At 60.8% G+C, this 20,812-nt stretch carries 16 protein-coding genes; 13 read left to right on the top strand and 3 right to left on the bottom strand.

Annotated features, from left to right (window positions below; all coding sequences use genetic code 11):
* The first annotated feature begins 75 nt into the window (after positions 1 to 75).
* Genes V8J81_RS11170 through V8J81_RS11155 form a run of 4 tightly spaced genes read left to right on the top strand, consistent with a single transcriptional unit; the run spans position 76 to position 5,133 of the window.
* Complete coding sequence (locus V8J81_RS11170) at positions 76 to 1,098, top strand: ABC transporter substrate-binding protein (RefSeq protein WP_368475825.1); 1,023 nt, start codon at positions 76 to 78, stop codon at positions 1,096 to 1,098.
* Positions 1,099 to 1,101: 3 nt separating this feature from the next.
* Entirely contained in the window at positions 1,102 to 3,288 is a 2,187-nt protein-coding gene (locus V8J81_RS11165) for an ABC transporter permease (protein ID WP_368475824.1), read from the top strand.
* Between the two features lie 9 nt (positions 3,289 to 3,297).
* Entirely contained in the window at positions 3,298 to 4,311 is a 1,014-nt protein-coding gene (locus V8J81_RS11160; protein WP_368475823.1) for an ABC transporter ATP-binding protein, read from the top strand.
* A 12-nt stretch (positions 4,312 to 4,323) separates the two neighbouring features.
* Positions 4,324 to 5,133 (top strand): inositol monophosphatase family protein, encoded by an 810-nt coding sequence (locus tag V8J81_RS11155; RefSeq protein WP_368475822.1) that lies wholly within the window; start codon positions 4,324 to 4,326, stop codon positions 5,131 to 5,133.
* A 30-nt stretch (positions 5,134 to 5,163) separates the two neighbouring features.
* Here V8J81_RS11155 and V8J81_RS11150 read toward each other — a convergent pair whose 3' ends face one another.
* Positions 5,164 to 6,141, bottom strand: coding sequence for a 2-dehydropantoate 2-reductase (locus tag V8J81_RS11150; protein WP_368475821.1), 978 nt, complete (start codon positions 6,139 to 6,141; stop codon positions 5,164 to 5,166).
* A 1-nt stretch (position 6,142) separates the two neighbouring features.
* Positions 6,143 to 7,675 carry an acyl--CoA ligase gene (locus tag V8J81_RS11145; RefSeq protein WP_368475820.1) on the bottom strand — a complete coding sequence of 511 codons (1,533 nt, stop codon included), beginning with the start codon at positions 7,673 to 7,675 and terminating at the stop codon, positions 6,143 to 6,145.
* Between the two features lie 313 nt (positions 7,676 to 7,988).
* Between V8J81_RS11145 and hmgA the strand changes: the two genes are divergently transcribed.
* From hmgA to V8J81_RS11100, 9 genes are all read left to right on the top strand, one after another.
* On the top strand, positions 7,989 to 9,344 hold the full coding sequence (gene hmgA, locus V8J81_RS11140; RefSeq protein WP_439649887.1) for a homogentisate 1,2-dioxygenase: 1,356 nt from the start codon (positions 7,989 to 7,991) through the stop codon (positions 9,342 to 9,344).
* Positions 9,341 to 9,478 carry a hypothetical protein gene (locus V8J81_RS11135; RefSeq protein ID WP_368475819.1) on the top strand — a complete coding sequence of 46 codons (138 nt, stop codon included), beginning with the start codon at positions 9,341 to 9,343 and terminating at the stop codon, positions 9,476 to 9,478. The genes hmgA and V8J81_RS11135 overlap by 4 nt, the downstream gene beginning before the upstream one ends.
* Positions 9,475 to 10,113 (top strand): maleylacetoacetate isomerase, encoded by a 639-nt coding sequence (maiA, locus tag V8J81_RS11130; RefSeq protein WP_368475818.1) that lies wholly within the window; start codon positions 9,475 to 9,477, stop codon positions 10,111 to 10,113. The genes V8J81_RS11135 and maiA overlap by 4 nt, the downstream gene beginning before the upstream one ends.
* Positions 10,113 to 11,363 carry a fumarylacetoacetase gene (gene fahA, locus V8J81_RS11125; RefSeq protein ID WP_368475817.1) on the top strand — a complete coding sequence of 417 codons (1,251 nt, stop codon included), beginning with the start codon at positions 10,113 to 10,115 and terminating at the stop codon, positions 11,361 to 11,363. Before maiA ends, fahA begins: the two co-directional genes overlap by 1 nt.
* Positions 11,364 to 11,441: 78 nt before the next feature.
* The gene (locus V8J81_RS11120; RefSeq protein ID WP_368475816.1) at positions 11,442 to 12,392 is read left to right on the top strand and encodes an MBL fold metallo-hydrolase; all 951 of its coding nucleotides are present in this window, start codon (positions 11,442 to 11,444) and stop codon (positions 12,390 to 12,392) included.
* A 74-nt stretch (positions 12,393 to 12,466) separates the two neighbouring features.
* Positions 12,467 to 14,068, top strand: a complete 1,602-nt coding sequence (locus tag V8J81_RS11115) for an FAD-dependent oxidoreductase (RefSeq protein ID WP_368475815.1) — start codon at positions 12,467 to 12,469, stop codon at positions 14,066 to 14,068.
* The gene (locus V8J81_RS11110; protein WP_368475814.1) at positions 14,065 to 14,250 is read left to right on the top strand and encodes a DUF2783 domain-containing protein; all 186 of its coding nucleotides are present in this window, start codon (positions 14,065 to 14,067) and stop codon (positions 14,248 to 14,250) included. Before V8J81_RS11115 ends, V8J81_RS11110 begins: the two co-directional genes overlap by 4 nt.
* Before the next feature lie 78 nt (positions 14,251 to 14,328).
* Positions 14,329 to 17,475: a reductive dehalogenase gene (locus V8J81_RS11105; protein ID WP_368475813.1), complete on the top strand. Its 3,147-nt coding sequence runs from the start codon at positions 14,329 to 14,331 to the stop codon at positions 17,473 to 17,475.
* 64 nt (positions 17,476 to 17,539) lie between these two features.
* Complete coding sequence (locus V8J81_RS11100; RefSeq protein ID WP_368475812.1) at positions 17,540 to 19,975, top strand: GcvT family protein; 2,436 nt, start codon at positions 17,540 to 17,542, stop codon at positions 19,973 to 19,975.
* Here the strand turns inward: V8J81_RS11100 and V8J81_RS11095 are convergent.
* Positions 19,972 to 20,745 carry a DeoR/GlpR family DNA-binding transcription regulator gene (locus V8J81_RS11095; protein ID WP_368475811.1) on the bottom strand — a complete coding sequence of 258 codons (774 nt, stop codon included), beginning with the start codon at positions 20,743 to 20,745 and terminating at the stop codon, positions 19,972 to 19,974. The genes V8J81_RS11100 and V8J81_RS11095 overlap by 4 nt on opposite strands.
* Positions 20,746 to 20,812: the final 67 nt, after the last annotated feature.

Here is a 20,812-nt window from a genome sequence, read left to right as displayed (position 1 = left end):
AGAAATATGTTGAATGAACGGCGCAACGCGCAGCTAATGACGCCGTGAAAGAGAAAAAAGGTTTGGGAGGACCGCATGACTAAATCCAACGTTTCTGCTGCAGCTTTGATCGCTGCTGGTTTCGCAGTTGCCATTCCGGCAACGGCGCAGGCTGACGAATTGGTGCTTTACTGCTCGGTGCAAGAGGAGTGGTGCCGCGCAATGTCTGAGGCTTTCCAGCGCGAAACCGGGATTGATGTTCTTATGACGCGCCGGTCCTCAGGTGAGACCTATGCCCAGATCGCGGCAGAGTCTGAGCAGCCGCGTGGCGACGTGTGGTGGGGCGGCACCGGTGACCCGCATCTTCAGGCGGCCCAAGAGGGGCTCACGGCTGAATACAGCTCGCCGATGTTGGGCGAATTGCAAGATTGGGCGCAGCGTCAGGCTGAGACCTCGGGCAACCGGACGGTCGGCATCTACGCAGGTGGCCTCGGCTTTGGATACAACTCCGACCTCGTGACAGATAACCCGCCGTCCTGCTGGGCGGATCTGCTGGATGAGCGCTTTGCCGATGACGTGCAGGTGGCAAACCCGAACTCGTCGGGCACATCCTATACGATGCTGGCCACGATGGTTCAGTTGATGGGTGAGGATGAGGCATTTGAATACCTCGCCAACCTCCATAACAATATAAGCCAGTACACGCAGTCGGGCTCAGCCCCGATCCGCGCGGCGGCGACGGGTGAAACGGCAATTGGCATCGTCTTTATGCACGACGCTGTGGCGCAGACGGTGCAGGGTGCCCCGATTGTTGCGGTCGCGCCGTGCGAGGGCACGGGCTATGAAGTCGGCTCCATGTCGATCATCGAAGGTGGCCCCAATCCCGATGCGGCTCGCGCGTTCTACGACTGGGCCCTGACGCCGGAGGCGCAGGAAATCGGTGCCACGGCCAATAGCTTCCAGATTCCGTCCAACGTGAATGCGGCCACGCCGGAAGAGGCGCCGCGGCTCGAAGATATCGAGCTGATCGACTATGATTTCGCCCTCTACGGCTCCAGCGAAGAGCGCACGCGCCTGCTGGAACGCTGGGATGCCGATATCGGATCGCTGCCGCAGTAAATCTTGGCACGCATCGCTTTGACATCTGATCGGGCCGGGCCCTTGTGGCTCGGCCTGCTTGCCCTCTCGCTGGCGGCATTACCTTGGTACAAGGGCACCTCGCTGCTAACGGGACCGGCGGCCTCGGCCTTGTTCGAGGCTATGTCGGGCCGTGGCTGGTTCTGGCCGTTGATTGTAGTGACGTTGGCCCTTGGGGCCTTGGCGCTCACCCGAAACTGGCAGAGGTCTAACATCGCGCTGGGGCTGACGCTGGCGGCCCTTATCCTCTACCTCTGGCAAGGCTTCGCGGTCGGCCTGCGCGGCCCGTCGGCGGAGTGGGTTGGCGGCCTCTTCCCACAAGCCGCAGAAGGCCAGACCGGCCTCGGCTGGGGCGGGTTCATGGCGGGCGTTGCCCTGATCGGCTTAATCTCGGACCTGATCGCGGCGCGCGGGTTCTGTAGGGGGGAGCGGTTTTCGTCCTTCTGCATCACGGCCATCGTGAGCCTGCTGACCGCTTTTGTCTTCTTTCCAATCATCTCGCTTGGCATGGCGGCTTTCGTCGATACAGATGGCAACCTCGCCCTTGGCACCTTCGTCGAACGACTGTCCGCGTCTGAACTGTGGGGTGTCGGCTGCCTGATCGGTCAGGGGCGTTGCGGCGTCGTTGTGAATACCGTTATCCTTGGCGTGCTGTCGGCCACATTGGCCACGCTGCTGGGGCTGGCGCTTGCGCTATTGGTCAACCGCACCGATTTCCGCATGAAGCGCGCGTTGCGGGCGATTTCTATCCTGCCAATCATCACGCCACCCTTCGTTGTGGGTGTGGCCATCATCCTACTGTTCGGTCGCACGGGCCTGATCACCTCAGGCGTGGCCGACCTGCTTGGCGTCCGCCCGGGCCGATGGGTCTATGGCCTGCCGGGCATTCTGATCGCACAGGTTCTTGCCTTCGCACCGGTCACGTTCCTCGTGTTGCTTTCGACGTTGGAAGCGATCAATCCGACTCTGGAGGAAGCTGCCCGCACCCTCGGTGCGCGGTCGATGAAGACCTTCAAGACGGTAACCTGGCCGCTTCTTCGCCCGGGCCTCGCGGCAGCGTTCCTTTTGGCGTTCATCGAAAGCCTGGCCGATTTCGGCAATCCCATCGTACTTGGCGGCGGGTTTGAGGTGCTGTCGGTCAAGATTTTCTTCGCCGTGGTGGGCGCGCGCTATGACCTTGGGAACGCGGCCACGCTGGCGATGATCCTGCTGGCGCTGACACTGATCGCCTTCTGGCTGCAAATGCGCTGGATGGGCAAGAAAAGCTACGTCACGGTAACGGGCAAATCCGATGCGGGCCTCGCCGCACCCCTGCCGCCGGTCCTGAAGATCGGGGTCTTTGCGGTGGTTCTGCCGTGGATCGTATTTACGCTGGCGGTCTACATCATCATTGCGGCGGGTGGGTTCGTGACCGACATCGGGCGATGGGATCTGACCCCGACCTTCGATCACCTCTCGACCGCGTTCCGATTTGAGTTCGCGGAGAGCGGGTTGGAGCTCTATGGCTCCGCTTGGGACTCGATGATCACCACGCTTTGGGTGGCGGGTATCGCGGCGCCGCTGACTACTCTGGTGGGCATTCTAACGGCCTGGCTTGTCGCGCGGCAGGACTTTACCGGCAGGCGGGCCTTCGAGTTCGGCACCATGCTCTCCTTTGCAATCCCCGGCACGGTCGTAGGGGTGTCGTATGTCGCGGCCTTCAACGTCCCGCCCGTGGACATCACCGGGACGGCGGCGATCCTGATCATCTGCTTTGTCTTTCGCAACATGCCGGTCGGGATGCGCGCCGGCCTTGCGGCGCTGGCGCAGATCGACAAATCGATGGAGGAGGCGAGCCAGACCATGGGGGCAGGTGGGGCGACGACCTTGCGACGGGTCGTGATGCCTTTGATCCGACCGGCGATTTTCACCGCCTTGGTCTATTCCTTCGTCACGGCGATGACGGCTGTCTCGGCGGTGATCTTCCTTGTCTCGGCCCGGCACAACATGGCGACGGCCTACATCATGGGCAGGGTGGAGGCCGGAGAATATGCGCTCGCCATCGCCTATTCGGCGGTGCTCATGATCGTGATGATCTTGTGCGTAGTGATCATCCAATTGCTCGTCGGAACCCGCAAATTGGGGCGGCGCAAGGAATTGCAGGGCGGCGGCGCAGCCGCACCTGCGGAATAAGGGGCGGGCATGTCTGACACAGCCATCGAATTCAAAGATGTGGTCAAGCGATACGGCACGGCGCTGGCGGTCGACCGCATTTCCTTCTCGATCAAGAAAGGGGAGCTTGTGACGTTCCTCGGCCCGTCGGGTTGCGGCAAAACCACCTCGTTGCGGCTCATCGCGGGCCTGGAGTTGCCGACCGAAGGACAAGTGATGATCGCCGGGCGGGACGTGAGCAATGATCCTGCGTCGGAACGCAATGTAGGCATGGTCTTCCAGTCCTACGCGCTGTTCCCGCACATGACTGTACTCGAAAACGTCGCCTACGGGCCGACGATCCGGGGTGTCTCGAAGGCCGAGGCGCGGGAGCGGGCGACCGAAATCCTCGATCAAGTGGGCCTCGCGGGCCTTGGCGCGCGCCTGCCGTCGGAGCTCTCTGGCGGCCAACAACAGCGCGTGGCTGTCGCCCGCGCGATCGTCCAGCAGCCGGACGTTTTGTTGTTCGATGAGCCGCTGTCGAATGTCGACGCAAAGCTGCGCCGCAAGGTCCGGGCTGAAATCCGCGACCTGCAACAGCGCTTTGGCCTGACGGCTGTTTACGTCACCCACGACCAAGAAGAGGCACTGGCGGTCTCGGACCGGATCGTCGTCATGAAGATGGGCCAGATCGCTCAGATCGGGACGCCGGATGAGTTGTATGAACGCCCGGCCTCGTCCTTCGTCGCGGACTTCATCGGGGACGCCAACTTGATTGAGGGGCGGATTGCTTCTGGCCGGTTCCTGGCCGCCCATCTGGATTTGCCCGTCGATGCACCCGATGGCACCGTAACGGCCACGATCCGGCCCGAACGGATTGCGCTGTCCGCTGGCGGTGCCGCGAAAATCATGTCGGCCAGTTACCTCGGAAGCCGCATGGAATACGTCGTGCAGGATGAGGATCTGGAATTCCTCGTCTCCCGCCCGATTTCCGAGCCGCGTTATCAAAGCGGTGATGCTGTTGATCTCAAGATCGACCCCGCTGACCTGATCCTTGTTCCATAGAAAGGCTGACCCATGGCCGATGCCCTCACTGCCCGCGCCGAGCTGGCCTCAGACCTTGCGCGGCGCGCGGGCCAGCTTGCGCTGGATTACTACCGCAACCGCGACACGCTGGTGGTCGAGACGAAGGAGGATGAGTTGGATCTCGTCTCCATCGCCGACCGCGCGGTGGAGGATATGATACGTACCGCGATTGCCGAACACTTCCCCGATGACGCGATATTGGGCGAAGAGGGGGGGGCAACCGATGGCGCGTCGGGCCTGACCTGGGTGATTGATCCGATTGATGGGACTGTGCCCTTCCTGATGGGTCTGCCGCATTGGTGCGTGGTGCTGACTCTTGTGGAGGGCAAGAAGACCCATTTGGGCGTGATCGACGTGCCGATCCCAGGCGAGCATTTTGCGGCGCGCGCGGGAAAGGGGGTGACGCTTGATGGCAATCGCCTAGCGCTTGATCCATCCAAGCGGATTGATCAGGGCCTTGTCGCTGTTGGGGCGTCGTCGCGCACCGGGCCAGGTCCGACTGTCGGGATCATCGCCCAGCTTATGGACGCAGGCAGCATGTATTACCGCAACGGTTCGGGCGCGAACATGCTGGCGTGCGTCGCGGCGGGGCGCCTTGCGGGTTACGTGGAGTTTGCGATGAACCCGTGGGATAGCTTGGCAGGCTTGCTCATGATCGAAGAGGCGGGAGGAGTAATCCACCCTTACCCCGCTGACGCGCGCCTTGGGCTTTGCATGGGGGCCTCACCGGGCGTTTGGGATGATCTGGAACGCATCGTTGCGTCTGAATTCGATGGCGGACTGCCTGCGCCCGAATACTGATCGGGCGGCTCGTTTTGCAGTTTTAATCCATCAGGAATACAGACCCGCCACCCGCCCGCGCAGTTGCGTGAGGGCCAGAACCGTATCAATTGTCGGCGTTGCGTGCCCGGTGATCCGGCCAAGTTCCTGCACAGACCCCAGCAGTGCATCAATCTCCATCGGTCGGCCCGCATCGAGGTCCTGAAGCATCGAGGTGCGATGGGCGCCAACGGCCGCGCCGCCGTCAATCCGGCGGTCCACGTCGATGGGGAATTTCACGCCCAAGGCCTCCGCAATGGTCTGCGCCTCCAGCATCATGTTGCGTGCCACGGCCCGTGTTCCGGGATCGGTGCAGAGGACATCAAGCGTCGCGTGGGTGAGCGCTGAGATCGGGTTGAATGACAGGTTGCCCCATAATTTGACCCAGATTTCATCGCGCAGACGCGGGCGCACCGGGGCCTTGAGGCCGGCTGCCATCAACGCTTTGGACAGGCGCATGGCACGTTCAGACTTGGAGCCATCAGGTTCGCCCAAAGAGAAGCGATTGCCTTCAATGTGATTGATCACGCCGGGCTCGGCCACCTCGGCGGCGGGATAAACCACGCACCCCAATACGCGGTCGGGGCCGAAGCCATCCCATTGCGCATTGCCAGGATCAACTGTTTGCAAACGCGTTCCCTCATAAGGGCCCTCGAGGCCGTGGAAATACCACCAAGGCACACCGTTCACGCCCGACACGATTGTGGTCTCAGACCCAATGAGCGGGGCCATTTTGGGAACAACAGGGGGAACGGAATGGGCTTTGAGTGTTACAATCACATAGTCCTGAACACCAAGATCAGCAGCATTGTCGGACGCGGTGACCGGGACCGTTTTGCGCACACCATCCTCAATCAAGGTCAGGCCATCGCCCTGCATCGCAGCAAGATGCGGTCCCCGTGCGACAAGGCTGACATCGGCCCCAGCTTCGGCCAGCTTTGCGCCCATGTAGCCGCCAATGGCGCCCGCCCCGAAGATGCAAATCTTCATCCTACGCCCCCTCGGTCAGGCCAAGCTTATCAGCCAAGCCGATCCGCTGCAGTTTACCTGTTGCGCCTTTTGGGATTTCGTCGAGGATCACAACCTTACGCGGTACCTTAAACCCCGCAAGCCGTTCTGAAGCGAACGCGCGGATGTCGGCTTCGCTAGCCTCTGCGCCCTCTTTCAACACGGCTGCCGCGGCAACCTCCTCGCCCAGTTTCGAGTGGGGCAGGGCAAAGGTCACAACCTGCGCGACTGCAGGATGAGCAGAGAGGACACCGTCCACCTCCAAGGGGGAGACCTTTTCGCCACCACGGTTGATGATCTCTTTCAGTCGACCCGTGAGAGTCAGGTAGCCTTCATCGTCGAACTGGCCTTGATCGCCAGTGCGGAACCAACGTTTTCCGTCCGCCTCAAAGAAGCTTTTGGCGTTGGCGTCAGGATTGCCCTCATAGCCGGGCGTCACGTTCGGACCCGATATGACGATTTCACCGACGCCGTCGATCAGGTGGTTCTCCGCCTCGTGCGCAATTCGGACCAGGGGCCCGGCTTCAACGCCGACCGCGCCGGGTTTTTGCGCGCGGGGCGGGAGGGGGTTGGAAGCCATTTGGTGGGTCGCTTCGGTCATCCCATAGCCTTCGATTACTGGGGCGTTGAACGTTTCGGCCAAGGCCTCCATCACCGGGCCGGGCAGGGAGGCGGAGGAGGATCGCAGGAAGCGCAGCGGCACATCGGTAATCGTATCGGCGTTGCGGCTGGCCCGGCTGAGGATGGTTTGGTGCATTGTAGGAACCGCGGTGTACCAAGTTGGCTGCGCCTCACGCATCCAGCCGAAGAACTTGAGCGCGTCAAAGCCCGGCGCGCACCAGACCGAACCGCCAGATGCCAGCGTCGCCGACACGGCTGCGATCAGCCCGTGGATGTGGAAAAGCGGCATGACGTTCAGGCAGCGATCCTTTGCCGTCAGATCCAAGGAGGTGCCAATGTTGCCGGCAGAGGCGGCAATGTTGGATTGCAATAGCGGCACGATCTTGGGGCGGGATGTGGTGCCCGAAGTGTGCAAAATCAGCGCGACATCACCGGCTTCAGGAGCGTTACGATCTGACGTGCCGCCAATGCCTTCCGCGCGCAGCGTGAACTGGCCAGCCGGAGAGCCCGCTTCGGTGCCCAAGCGGAGCACCAGAAGTCCTTGCGACTTAGCAGCCTCAAACGCTGGACCTGCCTCGCCTTCAGCAAGGATAATCGCTTTGGCCTTGAGGTCGTCCAGATAGAAGGCGAACTCATCAACCTTGTAGGCGGGGTTTAGTGGGCAGGTCGTCGCCACGTTGGCAACGCACACAAATGCCGCTGCCATTTCGGGGCCGTTGGGTAGAACAATCGCAACCCTGTCGCCGCGCCCGATGCCTGCATCATGCAGCGCCGATGCAGTCTGATCGGCAAGGGTGCGCAGCCCGCCATAGCTCAACCAGTCCTGGCCTGGCGCGCCGATGGCGGGTGCGGTTTGGTCTTGAGCCATCCAGAGTGCGGCAAGGGTGGTTGTCATGTTTTCGCTCCCGTCTTCCAGTTTTTTGGGCACGGATTTGGGCCTTTGCCCATTAGTATTTCGCCCAATTGCAGGTGAAAGCGTAGGCCGATTACGCTGGCGTCCAACACCTTGGTGGCTTTTCCCGGGCGATATGCACTGTTTTCACAAGTCACTGGTAGCGTGGCCTTAGTCATCTGACCAGCCAGCTGGCCGCTGCTACAGGCCGGTTGAATGCATAATTTCCGCAAAATTTCAGTGCCGGAAGTGACCACAATTGGTCTTGTTGGTTACAAAAGTAACTGATAGCTGTCGCCACCTGAAGGGGAGCGCCATGACCGAACAATCCACGCCACGTCCGATGATTCAGGCCCCAAGCCATCCCGGCGCACATGAGGGCTACATGCCCGGTTTCGGCAACGATTTTGAGACCGAGGCGCTGCCCGGTGCCCTTCCGCAAGGCATGAACTCGCCCCAGAAGGTGAATTACGGCCTCTATGGTGAGCAGCTTTCCGGCACCGCCTTCACCGATGTCCGTCCGGAACGCACGTGGTGCTACCGCATTCGGCCATCCGTGAAACACTCGCACCGCTATGAGAAGATCGATCTGCCCTATTGGAAATCGGCGCCCCACGTGGACCCGGATGTGATCTCTCTTGGGCAGTATAGGTGGGATCCTGTGCCCCACCAGGACACGCCGCTGACTTGGCTGACGGGCATGCGCACGATGACCACCGCGGGCGACGTAAACACGCAAGTGGGCATGGCGACCCATGTCTATCTGGTCACTCAGAGCATGGTGGATGAGTACTTCTACTCCGCCGACAGTGAACTGCTAGTCGTTCCCCAAGAAGGCCGGCTGCGGTTCTGCACAGAGTTGGGGATCATCGATGTGGAGCCGCAGGAAATCGCCATCCTCCCCCGTGGTCTCGTCTACCGGGTGGAGGTCCTCGACGGTCCCGCCCGCGGCTTTGTTTGCGAGAACTACGGCGCCAAGTTTGAGATGCCGGGCCGTGGCCCAATCGGGGCCAATTGCATGGCCAACCCGCGTGATTTCAAGGCCCCCGTCGCGGCCTATGAAGACCGAGAAGTGCCTTCTACAATCACCATCAAATGGTGCGGCCAATTCCACACGAGCCAGATTGCGCAAAGCCCGCTGGATGTCGTGGCGTGGCACGGCAACTACGCGCCCTTGAAGTATGACTTGAAAACCTACTGCCCCGTGGGCGCAATCCTGTTTGATCACCCCGATCCTTCGATCTTCACGGTCTTAACCGCGCCAAGCGGTCAGCCGGGGGTGGCCAATATCGACTTTGTGCTGTTCCGAGAACGCTGGATGGTGGCAGAGGATACCTTCCGCCCGCCTTGGTATCACAAGAACATCATGTCCGAGCTGATGGGCAACATCTACGGCCAGTACGACGCTAAGCCAAAGGGGTTCATCCCCGGCGGCATCTCACTGCACAACATGATGCTGCCCCATGGCCCCGACAAGATCGCCTTCGAGGGCGCGTCGAATGCTGATCTGAAGGCCGAGAAGCTCGACAACACGATGTCGTTCATGTTCGAGACCCGCTTCCCTCAACACCTGACCGCCTTCGCTGCGAACGAGGCCCCGCTGCAGGACGACTACATCGATTGCTGGACCTCGCTTGAGAAGAAGTTCGACGGCACGCCGGGCAAGAAATGAGCAGTACGTTCTGGATCTTGATCGGCCTTGCGGTTGCCGTGTCCATCGCGTTCCCGGTTGTGTTGGTGGCCATTGCGCGCAGCATGGGGCAGGGCAGTGGTCCGGGTGTGGCACCGGAAAAGGGTGACGAATGATCCTGTATTCCTACTGGCGTTCCACGACCTCGTTTCGGGTGCGGGCCGCCCTCAACCTCAAGAAGGTGGATTACACGCTCGTTTCCGTAGATTTAGTTGCAGGAGAACAGCACGGTGACGTCTATCGCGCGGTCAATCCCGGGTACGGGGTACCTGCACTGCAACTGAATGACGGCACTGTTTTGACCCAGAGCCTCGCAATCATCGACTATCTCGACGCAACGTTCCCTGAACCACCTATGGTCTCGTCTGATCCTGCCTTGCGCGCGAAGCAATTGGCCGCGGCGTTAACGGTGGCCACAGATGTGCACCCGGTCAACAACTTGCGCGTTCTGTCACGGCTTGAGGGCCAGTTTGGAGCCAACGCGGACGACAAGGTCAGTTGGATGCGGCATTGGATGGCCGAAGGCTTTTCGGCGCTGGAGGCATTACTGCCGGGCGGTGTCGAATACGCCTTTGGCAACACGCCGGACCTGGCGGATATTTGCATCGTGGTACAATGCGTAAATGCGCACCGCTTCGGTTTGTCGCTTGATCCGTATCCCAAAGTGGCACGGATTGAGGCCAACTGCCTTGCCGTGCCTGAAATTGCCGCTGCGGCTCCCGACGCGCAACCAGAAGCGGAGAAAAGCTGATGTCTGAACTAAAACGGTCCTGGCTGGAAAGTGCCAATGTGCCGGACACCGATTTCCCGCTCAACAACCTGCCTTATGGCGTCTTTTCCGTAGATGACGGGGATATGCGTTGCGGCGTGGCACTGGGCGATCGGATCATTGATGCAACGGGGCTTGAGGCTGCGGGCCATTTGCGCGCCGACGCGGACGCCGATGTTCTCGATGCGCCCTATTGGAACGATTTCATGGAATTGGGTCCCGCTGCATGGTCGGCCTACCGCGTTGCCCTGACGGCGATGCTGGCCGAAGACGCCTCGGACGGGGTACAGGACATCATCACCACCTACTCCGTTCCGATGGCAGCTGCGACCCTGCACATGCCCTTCCGCGTGGCCGAATACACCGACTTTTACGCCGGCCGCCACCACGCCACCAACGTCGGCACTATGTTCCGGGGCGCCGAAAACGCCTTGCCGCCGAACTGGCTGCACATTCCCATCGGTTATAACGGGCGAGCATCTTCGGTAGTGGTGTCTGGCACCGATGTGCACCGCCCCTGGGGTCAACTGAAAGCCCCTGATTCCGAGGCCCCCGTCTTCGCCCCATCAAAGCGCTTCGATATTGAGTTGGAGATGGGTGCCATCGTCGGACAACCCTCCGACCGGCCACTGACGGTCGATGAGGCTTGTGAGCATATCTTCGGCTACGTTCTGCTGAACGATTGGTCCGCCCGCGACATTCAGGCCTGGGAATACCAGCCCCTTGGACCGTTCCAGGCCAAGGCAACAGCCACCACCATCAGCCCATGGATCGTCACCGCCGAGGCGTTGGCCCCCTTCCGCACCGCCACGCCCGCGCGCGAAAAGCCGCTGCTGCCGCATCTGGCTGATACCACGCCGATGAACCACGACATCGCGCTGTCCGTCAGCTTGAATGACGAGACCATAGCCGAGACCAACGCGAACGAGCTTTACTATTCAGCCGCACAACAACTGGCCCATCACACGACCTCCGGCTGCCCGATGCGTGCGGGTGATTTGTTGGGGTCTGGCACGATTTCAGGGCCAGAAAAGCACCAACGCGGCTCGCTCCTCGAACTGTCCTGGGGCGGAAAAGAACCGATTGAAACTGATTCCGGCCCCCGCTCCTTCATTGAGGATGGCGACACCCTCGCCCTGCATGGCAGTGCCCACGGCAACGGCTACCGCATCGGCTTCGGCCACTGCGTCGGTACAGTCCTTGCAGCCGCCGAAGACCCATTCGCACACTGAGCAAGCTTTTTTCCCACACTATACCTGCCAGAGGCGTCTGCCACTGGCCCCAGAAAAACCGAAACAGGACAACATGCCATGGCAAAAGCCTTCGCCTCCCAAGGGGATATGACCGAGAAGAAGATTACCTTCGATGAGATCGGGGATGGGCTTTATGCTTTCACAGCCGAGGGCGATCCCAATTCCGGTGTCATCATCGGCGACGACAGCGTTATGATCGTTGAGGCGCAGGCCACCCCGCGACTGGCGCAAAAGGTCATCGACTGCGTCCGCACGGTAACCGACAAGCCGATCTCCCACCTCGTGCTCACCCACTACCATGCCGTCCGTGTCCTCGGCGCATCTGCCTATGGAGCGGATCAGATCATCATGTCTGACACGGCCCGTTCCATGGTTGTGGAGCGTGGGCAGGAGGATTGGGACAGCGAATTCCAACGGTTCCCGCGCCTGTTCGAAGGCCATGAGAGCATTCCCGGCTTGACCTACCCGACCACGACCTTCTCCGACGCTATGACGGTCTATCTCGGCAACCGGCGCATCGACATCAAGCATCTGGGCCGCGCCCACACGGCGGGCGATGCCGTGATCCATGTACCGGACGCCAACGTGATGTTCACCGGTGACATCGTCGAATATCACTCGGCCTGTTATTGCGGAGACGGTCACTTCGCCGATTGGGGTACCACCCTCGACGCCATCAAGGCCTTTGACGTGGATGCCATCGCGCCGGGCCGCGGCGATGCACTAATAGGACAGGACATGGTGAACAAAGCCATCGAATCCACGCGCGATTTCGTCGATAGCACTTACCGCCCTGCCGCCCGCGTGGCCGCAAAAAACGGCTCGCTCAAAGATGCGTGGGATGCGGTGCGCGAGGCCTGCGATCCAAAATTTGCGGATTACGCGATCTACGAACACTGTCTCCCCTTCAACGTCGCTCGCGCTTATGACGAGGCCCGCGGTCTGGACCACCCGCGTATCTGGACCGACAAGCGCGATATTGAGATGTGGGAGGCGTTGCAGGGCTAAGCTGCGAGGCGTTTTTGCGCCCCGTCAGGATGCTGAGCCGAGGAGGGGCTGACGCCCAAAAGATGGAGAAGAAAATGGTCGGTGCCACCTACGCCCTTGCTCACGAACTCTATCCTTTCAACCCGGTCACCGCGCGGGCCGGGCATCACCCCGTCGTCATCATCGGCGGCGGCCCGGTTGGCGTAGCGACTGGCCTTGATCTGGCACAGAAGGGCACGCCCGCGTTGATCCTTGATGACCACGAAGGCGTCGGCCAGGGCTCCCGCGCGATCTGTTTTGCCAAGCGCACGCTGGAGATTGCAGATCGGCTTGGGGCAGGGGCCGGCATGGTCGACAAGGGCGTCGTGTGGAATTTGGGCCGCGTCTTCCATGGCGATGGCGAGGTATTCAACTTCAATCTTCTGCCCGAGGACGGCCATAAGAACCCAGCTTTCATCAACCTCCAGCAACCCTATTTCGAGAAATTCCTAATCGACGCGCTTCGCCGCGCGGAAAACGATGGTAAGCCCATCGAAATCCGCGGCCGCAATGTCGTGACGGGACTCACGCAAGACGGTGACAAGGTCACCCTCGACATAGACACGCCTGACGGGCCGTACCAACTGAACGCCGACTACGTCATTGCCTGCGATGGCGCGCGGTCTCCGACGCGCGAGATGTTGGGCCTCAGCTTCGATGGCCGTGTGTTCGAAGACAATTTCCTGATCGCCGACGTTCGCATGACCGCCGATTTCCCGACTGAACGCTGGTTCTGGTTCGAGCCGCCCTTGGCCGAGGCGCCGCAATCTGCCCTCCTGCATAAGCAGCCAGATGACGTTTGGCGGATTGATTTCCAACTTGGCTGGGACATTGACCGCAAGGCGGAATTGGAGGAGGGGCGCATCCGGCAGCGGATCGACGAATTCCTCCCCAAGGGCACGGAATACGAGCTGGTCTGGACCTCAATCTACACCTTCCAGTGTCGCCGGATGGAACGGTTCCGCCATGGACGCGTCCTGTTTGCAGGCGACAGCGCCCATCAGGTCAGCCCGTTCGGCGCGCGCGGCGCAAATTCCGGGATGCAGGATGCCGATAATCTGGCGTGGAAATTGGACCTTGTCCTGAAGGGGCTTGCGCCGGAAGCTCTGCTCGACAGCTATCATGAAGAGCGCGCCTACGCTGCGGATGAGAACATCCTCAACTCCACCCGCGCGACGGATTTCCTGACGCCAAAATCCGAGATGTCTAAGATCTTCCGCAATGCGGTTCTGACGCTGGCCAAGGATCACGCCTTCGCGCGGCCCATGGTCAATTCAGGGCGGCTGTCAGTGCCGTGTACTTACGACGGCCTTTACCTGAACGGTCCAGACGGATTGGACGCTCCCGCAAGAACACGTCCAGGCAGCCCGTGTCCCGATGCGCCGATGGCCGACGGGTTCCTGTTGGATCGCCTTCCGGGCCGCTTTACACTGCTTGGCTTGGGCATAAAGGCCCCTGAGGTCGCCACCGACTTGCCCATCGGCACACTCACCTTGATGGACGACGACCTGACAGACGAACTGCGGTCCCGCTACATGGGGGAGGCCGCGCAGGCGCTTTACCTGATCCGCCCAGACCAGCACGTCGTTGCCCGATGGGCAGTGGCCGATGAAGCTGCGGTTCAAGCCGCCCTCAAAATCGCGACAGGCCAGATATGACACTAAACACCCAGCCCAACATCCCCGATCCCGATGGCTTCTATGATGAGCTTTTGGCCGCTCATCAGGGGTTGACCAAAGATCAATCCGACGCTTTGAACGCCCGGCTGATCCTGATCCTGGCAAATCATATTGGTGACCGAGACGTCTTGCGCGACGCGTTGAAAGCAGCGGCGCCGTAGCGCACCCATTGCCATTACTGCCGGTTCAGGTGGAAGGTGCATGTAGACACCCTCTGCTGTGGAATGGACTGACACCAAATGGGATTTCGCATCTTCTCTGACAAAGGCCGGCCCGTGCATCTTGGGCGCTACCGGGTTGAGAAACTGGAACGATCCGATGCGGTGAGCCTTTCCTTTGTGGCGCCCTTCCAACCATTGTCCTACGCCTACGATCATCGCCCGCAATCGGTCGTCAACGCGATGCGCGACCATGCCGCCATGTTGGATGCAATCCGAGATGGGCTGATCAATAAGGCAGTCGCGGAGGCTCCGGCAGATCCACAAGAACGCGCCAATCATCTGAAAGCGTTTGGGTATTTTGCAGATGCGTCACTGGTCGGGACATGCGCTCTGCCGCCCGATGCGTTGCTTATTCAACCGCACCTGAACCCCGATATCGCGCGGCTGGCCGACGACCTTCGTACCCGGCAGACCAAGACACTGGCTTCCGGTATCGACCTGATCATGGCCGACCTCAAGGAGTCGATGGAGGCCCCGCCAACGACGATCGACGACCACACCCACGCGATTGTGTTTCTTTATGAGCATCCCCGCGCGCCAGAGGCAGATGAACCCGGCAGCGATTGGATCAGTGATGCAATCGACCATCGCTCAAGCCTGTTAGCTGCAGAAACGGCTGTGGTCATCGCGAACTACCTGCGGGTTTTGGGGCATGACGCGCGGGCGCATACCGCCTCAACTTCGGACGTCGACCTAAACCGCCTTGCCGTTGCAGCGGGGCTTGCTGTGCCGGATGGGGACGGGTTGCAAGCGCCGTTTATCGGGCATGGGTTTGGGATTGCGGCGATTACAACGAGCTTCGCAATTGCGTCCGATAGGCCACTCAACCCAGACGCAGTCTTGCCGGTCTCGCCCAAAGCTTATGCTAAGCGCAGGTTTGTCGACGGTGCCCATCCGTTTGAAACGCTTAAGCGTGTCGAGGTCCCCACCACGTTCATCGACGAAGCCCGCGTGCCGCGCGTGCCGAAACGATCGGACATGTTCGCACGGGCGCAATTCGGCGATATGGGCAAGCCGCTGCAGGATGGGGCGAAAGGCGGACATTACGTGCGCAAGTCCGCGCCATCTTCGGCGCAGCGACGGGCACTCGGGGCCTTCGTTCTTCTACAAGATGGTGCTGCCGCGCCACAAAAGGCTCAGCTCGATCCGCAACACGCGGCAGAACTTGTGAAGGCCACGAGTTACTTTCTGGGCGTGGATGCGGTTGGCCTGAGCCGGTGCCCGGATTGGACATGGTATTCCCACGACGCGGCAGGGGAGCCCATCGACCCACCCCATGACAATGCGATCTCGATGATCATCGATCAGGGGTTCGAGACGATGGAGGGGGCCTCGGGCGATGACTGGATCAGCGTTGCGCAATCCATGCGCGCTTATCTGCGCTTTTCCCTGCTTGGCGGAGTGATCGCGCGCCAATTGCGCAATCTCGGCTACAAGGCGAAGGCGCATTCGGTGATGGATGGAGAGGTTCTTCAACCACCGCTTCTGCTGCTGAGCGGGTTGGGCGAAGTCAGCCGCATCGGCGAGGTCATCCTGAACCCCTATCTAGGCCCGCGCCTGAAATCGGGTGTGGTCACGACAGACCTTCCATTGGCCCATGACAAGCCCATCGACTTCGGCCTGCAAAGCTTTTGTGAGGCCTGCAAGAAATGCGCGCGTGAGTGCCCGTCTGGTGCCATCACGGCGGGTCCGAAGCTGATGTTCAACGGCTACGAGATCTGGAAATCAGATAGCCAGAAATGCGCCACCTACCGGATTACGACCGAGGGCGGCGCGATGTGCGGCCGTTGTATGAAGACCTGTCCGTGGAACCTTGAGGGTGTGCTGGGGGATGCGGTGTTTCGTTGGACAGCGATGAAGGTACCCGGCTCGGCTCCGGCGCTGGCCAAGCTGGATGATCTGCTGAACAGGGGTGACCTGAACCCCACCAAGAAATGGTGGTGGGATCTCGAGATCGAAGAAGATGGCGGCTACCGGCCCACGAAAAAGCCCGTGAACGCACGCGGTCTCCAGAAAGACCTGGACCTGCGCTACGAGGATCAGACGCTTGCGGTCTACCCCGCGCCACTTGTGCCGCACCCATACCCTTACCCGTACCTTATGGACCGTGAGGCGGGGATTGAAGCCTATCAGGCCATGATCACCGCCGAAGAATACAAGGCGCGCCTCGCCCGCGGCGACGATCCCGCCCACAAGACCCGCGACTACGACGAGAGCCCGGTCCTGCGGGTGCAGATCACTAAGGCCGAGCAGACCGCCGAGGATATAACGATCTACGAATTCGCCAGCCTTGATGGCAGCGAGCTGCCGGCATGGGAGGCCGGTGCGCATCTCGATATCGTCGTGGCCCCGGAATTCCTGCGTCAGTATTCCATGTCCGGCGACCCGGCGGATCGGTCGAAATACCAGATCGGCGTGTTGCGGGAGGCGGCGGGCCAGGGCGGATCGGCGCTGCTGCATCGGATCTTCAACGAAGGGCGCAAGGTCTTCATCTCCAAACCCATCAACCACTTCCCGCTGCATGAAGAGGCGTCGATGACGTACCTGATGGGCGGCGGTATCGGCATTACGCCGATGGTCGCCATGGCCCACCGGCTGCACGCCTTGGGGCGACCGTTCGAGATGCACTATTCATGCCGAACACGGGCAACGATGGGGTATCTGGACCACCTGCGCCACGCGCCGTGGGCGGATCGTGTAGCATTGCATATCTCATCCGAGGGGACCCGTGCCGACCTCGCCGCGATCCTGCGCCATAGCGACGGCGCGCATGTCTACACCTGCGGGGCGGAGCCCTACATGACGGCCGTGATGCAGGTGGCCGAAGCTGCTGGATTCCCCGAAGAGAACCGGCATCTTGAATACTTCTCTGTGCCCGAGGCCCCGGACTATGAAAACCACCCTTTCACCATCAAACTGACCCAATCGGGCAAGGAATTGATCGTCCCCGTCGAAAAGACAGTGGCGGATGTCTTGATCGAAAACGGCATTCCGGTGGACCTGAAGTGTTCCGACGGGATCTGCGGTGTGTGCAAATGCGGCGTTGTGGCTGGCGAGGTCGAGCATCGCGATTTCGTCCTGTCAAAGGCGCAGCGGGAGTCGTCGATCATCACCTGCCAATCGCGCGCGGCAGCCCCGGGCGGAGTTATCGAACTGGACCTCTGATTTCGCTTGCCGAAACCCGTTTTTTGCAGCCTCCTGCCGTTGAAGCGTTCGGGAGGGGTCGCACATGAAATCGCGCACAAAAGTCGTAGTGATCGGTGGCGGCATCGCCGGATGCTCGACCCTGTATCATCTTGTACAAGAAGGCTGGTCTGATGTTGTCCTGATCGAGCGCGATGAACTGACGTCTGGCACCACTTGGCACTCCGCAGCTCAGGTCACGAATTTTGGGATGAACCAGACGATGGTTGGCCTGAAAAGCCATTCCATCGCGCTTTATAAGAAACTGCGGGACGATCCGGATTACCCCGTGGGCTATCATCACGGGGACGGTGGCATTCGCCTCGCCAATACCGAGGCGCAGATGCAGGGCTATCGCCACTTCGCCTCCATGGCGCGTGGCATGGGCGTCGAGTTCGAGGTGATTGATGCTGAGGAATGCGCGCGCCGCCATCCGCTGATTTCAACCGACAATCTGCTTGGTGGACTTTGGGACGGTGAAGACGGCGATATCGATCCCGCGCAGCTCTGTCAGGCGCTGGCGTTTCACGCCCGAAAGGCGGGGGCAGAGGTCTATCGTTCGACGGATGTGACCGGGCTGACACAACATGGCGATGACACCTGGACGGTCCATACGGACAACGGCGATATCGATGCGGACATTGTCGTGAACGCCTGCGGCTACCGCGTGAACGAGGTGGGAGCCATGATGGGCGTGCACCACCCTGTCGCGTCGATGGAGCATCAGTATTTTGTAACCGACGACATCCCCGCCATCGCCGAGGCGGGCCACCGTATGCCGTTGCTGCGTTGCCCGATCAGCGATTACTACTCTCGTCAGGAAAAGGACGGTCTTCTGGTCGGCTTCTACGAACAGGATTGCAAAACCTGGGGTATGGACGGGATCAGCCCGGCCTTCTCAAACGATCTGTGCCCTGATGATCTGGATCGGGTGATGGATGTGCTGGAGGGCGCGTTTGCGCGGATGCCGGCGCTTACTGAAGTTGGCATCAAGCGGATTGTGAATGGTCCCATCACTTACACCATCGACGGCGCGCCTTTGGTCGGGCCAATCCCCGGCAAACGCAACGCGTTCTGTATCATTGGCCTGCGCGCAGGTGTGGGTGAGGGCGGTGGCCATGGCTGGCTTCTGGCGCAGCAGATCGTCCACGGAGAGGCCTGCTACGACACTTGGTGCCTCGATCCGCGCCGCTTCACAGGCCACGCAAACGTGGAGTTGACGGCACTCAAGGCGATTGAGGATTACCAGAACGAATTCCGTTTCCACTTCCCGCACGAACATCGCCCGGCGGGCCGCCCAGCGAAGACAACGCCGCTGACACCTGTTCTGGCGGCCGAAGGGGCCGAATTCACCGTGGTGAATGGGTGGGAACGGGTCGACTACTTCAAGCATTCCCCTGATTTTCACCCCTCCCTGACCTTCGACTTTGACGAAACCTTCGACATCGTCGCGGCTGAGGTTGCCGCGGTGCAATCGGGCGTTGGGTTGTGTGAGGTTAACGGGTTCAATCGGTTCGAAATCACGGGCGCTGATCGCCACGTTTTCCTGGATCGCATGTGCTGCGGCACCGTCACACGGCGGCAGGGACGGGTTGGTCTTGGCTACCTTCTCAACCATCACGGGATGCTGAGGTCAGAGGCGACGTTCGCCAATCTACCGGCCAGTGATCGCGGGCCCGACAGGCTCTGGTACGGCTCTGCGGCGGCGGCGGAATATCATGACATGGATTGGCTTACCGCCCATTTGCGCGACGATGAGGATGTTCAGATCCGCTCGCTCACCAACGATCAGACGATCCTCGTGCTGGCAGGCCCAACGGCGCGCGATGTGCTGTCTGCCTGCGCGCGCGGGGATTGGTCGGCTGAGACTTTCCCGTGGCTCAGCGTCCGCGAGGCCTTTATCGGCTTAGCACCCGCGACGATTATGGCCGTCAGCTTTTCGGGTGAATTGGCCTATGAAATCCACGTCCCCAACGCCTCCCTCTACGCCGCCTATCTGGCTCTGCGAGAAGCGGGTCAAGCCCATGGCATGACGTTGTTCGGGGCGCGCTCGGTGGAGTCGATGCGCATGGAGAAAGGCTTCCTGCATTGGAAGGCAGATATCCTGACGGAATTTGACCCGTTTGAGACTGGCCTCTCGCGGTTCGTGAAATTGGATAAGGGCGACTTCGTGGGGCGGGACGCCTTGCTGGCGCAGAAAGAGGCTGGACCGAGGAAGCAACTTGTGACTTTGCATATCGGCACAGACCACGCGCCTGCCCATGGCGGTGCTTCGTTGATGCAGGGTGCACAGGTTGTTGGCACCATCACGTCTGGCGACTGGGGACATCGCGTCGGCCTGAACTTGACTTATGCGTTCGTGGACCCAGAGATGGCGACGGAGGGCACAACAATGGACCTCGATCTATGCGGCGAAATGGTTAAAGCGCGCGTCATCGCCCCTAGCCCCTACGATCCTGATTTTTCGAAGGTCAGAGGTTAAGTCGCGAACCCATCCGCGACCAACACGGCCGTTTGCCAATTCCGGCATGATGCAGCCAAAGCCGGGGCCAACGGGCGGTCGGTTATCAGCGTGTGCATATCCGCCAGTGAACAAATGCGCCCCGGTGCGCTGCGTTGGAATTTGGAATGGTCTGCGACCAGAACCGGAACCCGTGCCTGCGCGATGATGGCTTGGCTCACGCCGATCTCTTGGATGTCGAAATCGAGCACGTCGCCTTCTGCGTCCAAAGCCGAACAGCCCATCACGGCATAGTCGAACTTGAACCGCCGGATCGCGTCGACCGTCATTGCCCCGATCAACCCACCATCGCCCCTGCGCAAGGTGCCGCCGGTGACGATCACCTCGCAGTCCGGGTTGCGGTCCAGTGTGTGGGCCACGTTCATATTGTTGGTCACAACCAACAGGCCCGTGTGGGTCAGTAACTCAGCCGCGACAGCCTCGGTGCTTGTGCCAATGTTCAGGAAGACCGCGCAATCATTCGGGATTTGCGCCGCACATAGGCGTGCCATGGCGGCTTTTTCCTCGGCAAGGAATTCGCGCCGCTCACCATAGGCCACGTTCGATGTGCCAGAGGCCAGAACGGCCCCCCCATGCACCCGATTCAGCTGCCGCGCCTCATCCAGATCGCTCAGGTCACGTCGGATGGTTTGCACCGTCACGTCGAAATGGGCGGCCAGCCCTTCGACCGTCACCTTGCCCTCGCGCCGCGCAATGTCGAGGATTTCTGTCTGACGAAAACTGCTTTTCATGTCCCTGCTCCTGCCGCCCCATCTGACGGATAGGCCGTTCAACAGGCAAGGCTTTTCGCCCATCGAC

Origin of the sequence: Gymnodinialimonas sp. 202GB13-11 (assembly GCF_040932485.1) — a bacterium.
In the GTDB taxonomy this organism is placed as follows: domain Bacteria; phylum Pseudomonadota; class Alphaproteobacteria; order Rhodobacterales; family Rhodobacteraceae; genus Gymnodinialimonas; species Gymnodinialimonas hymeniacidonis.
Note: the sequence above shows the minus strand (reverse complement) of the source record. Positions and strands in the feature narration are given on the sequence as shown.

Coding starts and splice junctions, on each gene's coding strand:
- V8J81_RS11115 (WP_368475815.1), top strand. CDS start 12,467: ATGGTCGGTGCCACCTACGCCCTTGCTCACGAACTCTATCCTTTCAAC.
- fahA (WP_368475817.1), top strand. CDS start 10,113: ATGTCTGAACTAAAACGGTCCTGGCTGGAAAGTGCCAATGTGCCGGAC.
- V8J81_RS11095 (WP_368475811.1), bottom strand. CDS start 20,745: ATGAAAAGCAGTTTTCGTCAGACAGAAATCCTCGACATTGCGCGGCGC.
- maiA (WP_368475818.1), top strand. CDS start 9,475: ATGATCCTGTATTCCTACTGGCGTTCCACGACCTCGTTTCGGGTGCGG.
- V8J81_RS11110 (WP_368475814.1), top strand. CDS start 14,065: ATGACACTAAACACCCAGCCCAACATCCCCGATCCCGATGGCTTCTAT.
- V8J81_RS11105 (WP_368475813.1), top strand. CDS start 14,329: ATGGGATTTCGCATCTTCTCTGACAAAGGCCGGCCCGTGCATCTTGGG.
- hmgA (WP_439649887.1), top strand. CDS start 7,989: ATGACCGAACAATCCACGCCACGTCCGATGATTCAGGCCCCAAGCCAT.
- V8J81_RS11155 (WP_368475822.1), top strand. CDS start 4,324: ATGGCCGATGCCCTCACTGCCCGCGCCGAGCTGGCCTCAGACCTTGCG.
- V8J81_RS11160 (WP_368475823.1), top strand. CDS start 3,298: ATGTCTGACACAGCCATCGAATTCAAAGATGTGGTCAAGCGATACGGC.
- V8J81_RS11100 (WP_368475812.1), top strand. CDS start 17,540: ATGAAATCGCGCACAAAAGTCGTAGTGATCGGTGGCGGCATCGCCGGA.
- V8J81_RS11145 (WP_368475820.1), bottom strand. CDS start 7,675: ATGACAACCACCCTTGCCGCACTCTGGATGGCTCAAGACCAAACCGCA.
- V8J81_RS11135 (WP_368475819.1), top strand. CDS start 9,341: ATGAGCAGTACGTTCTGGATCTTGATCGGCCTTGCGGTTGCCGTGTCC.
- V8J81_RS11120 (WP_368475816.1), top strand. CDS start 11,442: ATGGCAAAAGCCTTCGCCTCCCAAGGGGATATGACCGAGAAGAAGATT.
- V8J81_RS11170 (WP_368475825.1), top strand. CDS start 76: ATGACTAAATCCAACGTTTCTGCTGCAGCTTTGATCGCTGCTGGTTTC.
- V8J81_RS11150 (WP_368475821.1), bottom strand. CDS start 6,141: ATGAAGATTTGCATCTTCGGGGCGGGCGCCATTGGCGGCTACATGGGC.